This window comes from Neisseria bergeri (genome assembly GCA_003044455.1).
Taxonomy (GTDB): Bacteria; Pseudomonadota; Gammaproteobacteria; order Burkholderiales; family Neisseriaceae; genus Neisseria; species Neisseria bergeri.
On the sequence record POWY01000029.1, the window covers coordinates 1 to 5,298 of the forward strand.

Annotated in this window: 6 protein-coding genes; 1 reads left to right on the forward strand and 5 read right to left on the reverse strand. The window is 48.6% G+C overall.

The window, feature by feature from the left end; all coding sequences use genetic code 11:
* The 5 genes from DBY86_RS12620 to DBY86_RS12640 all read right to left on the reverse strand — a co-directional run.
* On the reverse strand, nucleotides 1-126 hold a 126-nt coding region (locus tag DBY86_RS12620), incomplete at its 3' end, for a GTP-binding protein (protein WP_002259029.1).
* A gap of 87 nt (nucleotides 127-213) precedes the next feature.
* Complete coding sequence (gene fusA, locus DBY86_RS12625; RefSeq protein WP_003760496.1) at nucleotides 214-2,319, reverse strand: elongation factor G; 2,106 nt, start codon at nucleotides 2,317-2,319, stop codon at nucleotides 214-216.
* Between the two features lie 18 nt (nucleotides 2,320-2,337).
* Nucleotides 2,338-2,808, reverse strand: a complete 471-nt coding sequence (rpsG, locus tag DBY86_RS12630) for a 30S ribosomal protein S7 (RefSeq protein WP_003745196.1) — start codon at nucleotides 2,806-2,808, stop codon at nucleotides 2,338-2,340.
* 117 nt (nucleotides 2,809-2,925) lie between these two features.
* Complete coding sequence (gene rpsL / locus DBY86_RS12635) at nucleotides 2,926-3,297, reverse strand: 30S ribosomal protein S12 (RefSeq protein WP_002218431.1); 372 nt, start codon at nucleotides 3,295-3,297, stop codon at nucleotides 2,926-2,928.
* 178 nt (nucleotides 3,298-3,475) lie between these two features.
* Nucleotides 3,476-4,912 (reverse strand): surface lipoprotein assembly modifier, encoded by a 1,437-nt coding sequence (locus tag DBY86_RS12640; RefSeq protein ID WP_234403467.1) that lies wholly within the window; start codon nucleotides 4,910-4,912, stop codon nucleotides 3,476-3,478.
* Between the two features lie 163 nt (nucleotides 4,913-5,075).
* On the opposite strand from DBY86_RS12640, the gene DBY86_RS12650 reads away from it, so the two are divergent.
* Nucleotides 5,076-5,298, forward strand: a 223-nt coding sequence (locus tag DBY86_RS12650; RefSeq protein WP_061450847.1) for a transposase, incomplete at its 3' end; no start/stop codon positions are given.

Here is a 5,298-nt window from a genome sequence, read left to right on the forward strand (position 1 = left end):
ACCGCCGAATTTTTTAGCCAAAATAGTAGTCAAAGCGGCAGTCAGGGTGGTTTTACCATGGTCAACGTGACCGATGGTGCCAACGTTTACGTGCGGTTTGCTACGTTCGAATTTTTCCTTAGCCATGAGCTAATTCCTTTACATTAAAGATCGATTAAAGAACAATGCCGTCTGAAAAATCATTTCAGCCTTTCAGACGGCCTATTTGCCTGATTAGCCTTTACGGGCTTCAGTTACAGCAGCAGCTATGTGGGCAGGAGCTTCAGAATATTTCTTGAACTCCATAGAGTAAGTAGCGCGGCCTTGGGTTGCAGAACGCAGGTCAGTCGAGTAACCGAACATTTCTGCCAGAGGTACTTCGGCACGGACTTTTTTACCGCCGATACCGTCATCATCCATACCCAATACAACACCGCGACGGCGGTTCAAATCGCCCATTACGTCGCCCATATATTCTTCAGGGGTTTCCACTTCAACTGCCATAATCGGCTCAAGCAGGGCAGGATTGGCTTTACGCATACCTTCTTTGAAGGCTTGGGAAGCAGCCAATTCGAAGGCCAGTTGAGAAGAGTCGACATCGTGTGAAGAACCGAAAATCAAACGTACGCGCACGTCAACCACCGGGTAACCGGCAACGATACCGTTAGGCAATGTATCGCGGATACCCTTATCGACAGACGGAATAAATTCGCGAGGAATCACACCACCTTTAATTTCATCGATAAATTCGTAGCCCGCACCACCTGGTTCCATAGGTTCCATTTTGATCACAACGTGACCGTATTGACCTTTACCACCGGATTGTTTGGCGTGTTTGTATTCGGCTTCGACTTCTTTGCGGATGGTTTCGCGGTAAGCCACTTGAGGTGCACCGATATTCGCTTCCACGCCGAATTCGCGTTTCATACGGTCAACAATAATTTCCAAGTGCAGCTCACCCATACCGGAAATAATGGTTTGACCGGATTCCTCGTCTGTACGGACACGGAAAGAAGGGTCTTCCTTAGCCAGACGGTTCAGGGCGATACCCATTTTCTCTTGGTCGGCTTTGGTTTTCGGCTCAACGGCAATATGGATTACCGGCTCGGGGAATTCCATACGTTCCAAGATAATCGGCGCACTTTCCGCACACAAGGTTTCACCAGTAGTAACGTCTTTCAAACCGATAGCAGCTGCGATGTCGCCAGCGCGTACTTCTTCGATTTCAGTACGGTCTGCAGCAGTCATTTGTACCAAACGGCCGATACGTTCGCGAGTACCTTTTACTGAGTTCAATACGGTATCACCGGATTTCACAACGCCAGAGTAAACGCGGATAAAGGTCAATTGACCAACGTATTTGTCGTTCAACATTTTGAACGCCAATGCAGAGAATTTCTCTTCATCGCTGGCTTGACGGCTATCAGCTTCTTCAGTGTTAGGGTTAACACCTTGAACCGGAGGAATATCGGTAGGAGCAGGCAGCAATTCTACAACTGCGTCCAACATACGTTGAACACCTTTGTTTTTAAATGCAGAACCGCACAACATAGGTTGGATTTCACCTGCCAAAGTACGTTGACGCAACGCGCCTACGATTTCTTCTTCGGTCAGCTCATCGCCACCCAAGTATTTATCCATCAATTCTTCACTGGCTTCTGCTGCGGCTTCAATCATGTTTTGACGCCATTCCTCGGCAGTTTCAACCAATTCGGCAGGAATGTCGCCATAAGTAAAGGTCGTACCTTTATCGGCCTCATTCCAAATGATGGATTTCATTTTCAGCAGGTCAACAACACCGGTGAAACTGTCTTCTGCGCCTACCGGAATCACGATAGGTACTGGGTTTGCGCGCAAACGGGTTTTCATTTGCTCAACAACGCGGAAGAAGTTGGCACCTTGACGGTCCATTTTGTTTACAAATGCCAAGCGAGGTACTTGGTATTTGTTAGCTTGACGCCATACGGTTTCGGATTGAGGTTGAACACCACCCACCGCGCAGTAAACCATTACCGCGCCGTCCAATACACGCATAGAACGCTCTACCTCTACAGTAAAGTCAACGTGTCCCGGGGTGTCGATGATGTTGAAACGGTGCTCGGGGAACTGTTTCGCCATACCGGACCAGTAGGAAGTAACGGCAGCGGAGGTAATGGTAATACCGCGCTCTTGCTCTTGTTCCATGTAGTCGGTAGTAGCCGCACCGTCATGCACTTCGCCCAACTTGTGGGTCAAACCGGTGTAGAACAAAATACGTTCTGTCGTCGTGGTTTTACCCGCATCGATATGGGCGGAAATACCGATATTGCGGTACAGGCTGATCGGGGTCTTACGAGCCATTTTATTAGCCTTTCAAAATTAGAAACGGAAGTGAGAGAATGCTTTGTTGGCTTCAGCCATGCGATGTACTTCTTCACGTTTTTTCAACGCACCGCCGCGACCTTCGGACGCATCAATCAACTCGCCTGCCAAACGCAGGTCCATGGATTTCTCACCACGTTTGCGGGCCGCATCGCGAACCCAGCGCATTGCAAGAGCCAGACGGCGTGAAGGACGAACCTCAACAGGAACTTGGTAGTTTGCACCACCTACACGGCGGCTTTTCACTTCCACGATAGGTTTGGCGTTTGCAATGGCTTCGTTGAATACTTCGATTGCTGCTTTGCCGGTTTTTTTCTCAATTTGCTCCAGCGCACCGTAAACGATACGCTCGGCAACAGATTTTTTACCGTCAATCATCAATACGTTCATGAATTTAGTCAGCTCGACGCTGCCGAATTTAGGATCAGGCAGTACGTCGCGCTTAGGGACTTCTCTACGTCTTGGCATTTTAATTTCCTTTAATCTATTCAGTCGGGTCAATTCCCATGAATACCCAATTGAGTATTCACTTACTCGGCCGTTATTCAGCTTAGGCGGCCGACGTGCCTATTTAAGTCCCTGTAATTATTTAGGACGCTTAGCACCGTATTTAGAACGGGCTTGTTTACGGTCTTTAACACCTGCTGTATCCAAAGAACCGCGTACAGTGTGGTAACGCACACCCGGCAAGTCTTTTACACGACCGCCGCGAATCAGTACGACGCTGTGCTCTTGCAGGTTGTGGCCTTCACCGCCGATGTATGAAATGACTTCAAAACCGTTGGTCAGGCGAACTTTACATACTTTACGCAATGCAGAGTTAGGTTTTTTAGGGGTAGTCGTGTATACACGGGTGCATACGCCGCGTTTTTGCGGGCAAGCTTCCAGTGCAGGCACTTTATTTACGTACACAGGCTTTTGACGGCCTTTGCGTACCAATTGGTTGATAGTTGGCATATTTTCTCGTCCTGTTGAGTTAAATACTTGCCGACACCATGTCGGCAAGAGTGGAATTATATTTTTATTGCAAGCAGACAGTCAAGCATAACGACAAGAAGAAAGATGATTTTCTTGTTTGCCGATAAATATTTACCGACTTCCCTCACAATCAGTCGGACGGCTGAAGAAAATACTGTCAATACGTTTTTTCTATACTGACAAACCATTCCTTGCCGCTGCGCGAATAAAAGGCGAGCATATTGCTGTTGATCTTGTTGTAACGGAAATTTATTTGGGGTGTAAACCCTTTCCACGACAGTTTTTTATGCCATAAAGCCGCGCTCATCCGATATTCATCATCGCGCCGAGTAAAATTGTAAATTAATGTTGCAGGGGCTTTAAATATCCGTTTCGTGTAACCCGCACCCAACTTCAGTCCAAGACCGCCGTCTAATATTTTCACCGTACCCAAACTTACACCATAACGCCGTGAAGCCTGCTCTTTCTCCACAGTATTATCAAACATACCGCTAATACCTCCGTACAACTGCCAAGCCGGCATAGCGTAATAGCTGAACGTACTGCTGACTGAAATCGTTTTACTGTTGTAACGTTTTGCCAAATATCCGTCATAGTATTGTTTGCGGCCGTACTGGAGAGATTGGGTGCTGCGCCATTTTTCATTCAGACGGCGGCTGTAATCCAACGCAATACCCGTATTTGCCGTATAACGGTTATTACCCAGCCAGTTTTGTTCGACAAAGGGCCGGAATCCCCACTCTAGACGGTTATTCCGATAACGGTAGCCTACTTCGGCATGAAACGCCTGTTCGCTAAAATCCCGGGCATTCCAATAATGCACACCGGAACCGCTGATGCCTAAGCGGGCAAAGTGATTACCTGCAATATTAAACATCCGGTCAATACCCAGTTCGTACCTTATCCCGTTGGCGCGTTTGGGCAGGCTGTCTTCCGATTTTGTCCATTTCCGGCCGTTGAGGATGATGTTCCGTGAAGGGGAAGCATTGTTTACATTATCTGTTTGTTCGTAATTCACATTGAGCGAAGGATGCCACGCCTGCACCGCTTCCGCCTGACGGATATATTCCCGTGCAAGCTGCCGCATATCGGGCGGCAACGCCTCCTCGACCCGGTGCAACTGAACCAATGCCTCACGATATTGTTTGTCTTCAAACAGCATCACGCCCAAATCAAAACGGGGATAAACAAGGTCAGGCCTTTCTGACAACAACTCACGGTATAGATCGGCTGCCTCGCCCTGCCGCATCTCGCTGCGGTATAACGCGCCGAGGGCATAACGGTACAGCACCGTATCATATTGCGGCTGTTCGGCATATTGGGGCAACAGGCGTTTCAGTGCCGCCCAGTCCCGCGCCAACAACGCCCGATTAATCTGCATTCTCATCCGGTCGCCTCGAACATCGCCGCCTGCCGCACTTTTAGGGACTTCAGACGGCATTGCATCGCGAATCGGCGGCACATCCTCTGCAAACGGCAGGAGGGCGAGGCTTTCCCCTTCAGACGGCATCGTAGCCCGACTACCGACGTTAATCGGTTCGACAGGCACGCCGATATCCTCGGCAAACGTCGCCGAAGCGATTAGGTATCCCATAAAAAAGATATTTTTAGATTTCATCAATTTCATAACAAATTCAAATAAAATGCCCAGCAACGCCATTTCTCTTTTCGTATTGCACGGCCATTTATGTTCAGAGACCTTTGCAAAATTCCCCAAAATCCCCTAAATTCCCACCAAGACATTTAGGGGATTTTCCATGAGCACCTTCTTCCAGCAAACCGCACAAGCCATGATTGCCAAACACATCGACCGCTTCCCACTATTAAAGTTGGACCGGGTGATTGATTGGCAACCGATCGAACAATACCTGAATCGTCAAAGAACCCGTTACCTTAGAGACCACCGCGGCCGTCCCGCCTATCCCCTGTTGTCCATGTTCAAAGCCGTCCTGCTCGGACAATGGCACAGCCTCTCCGATC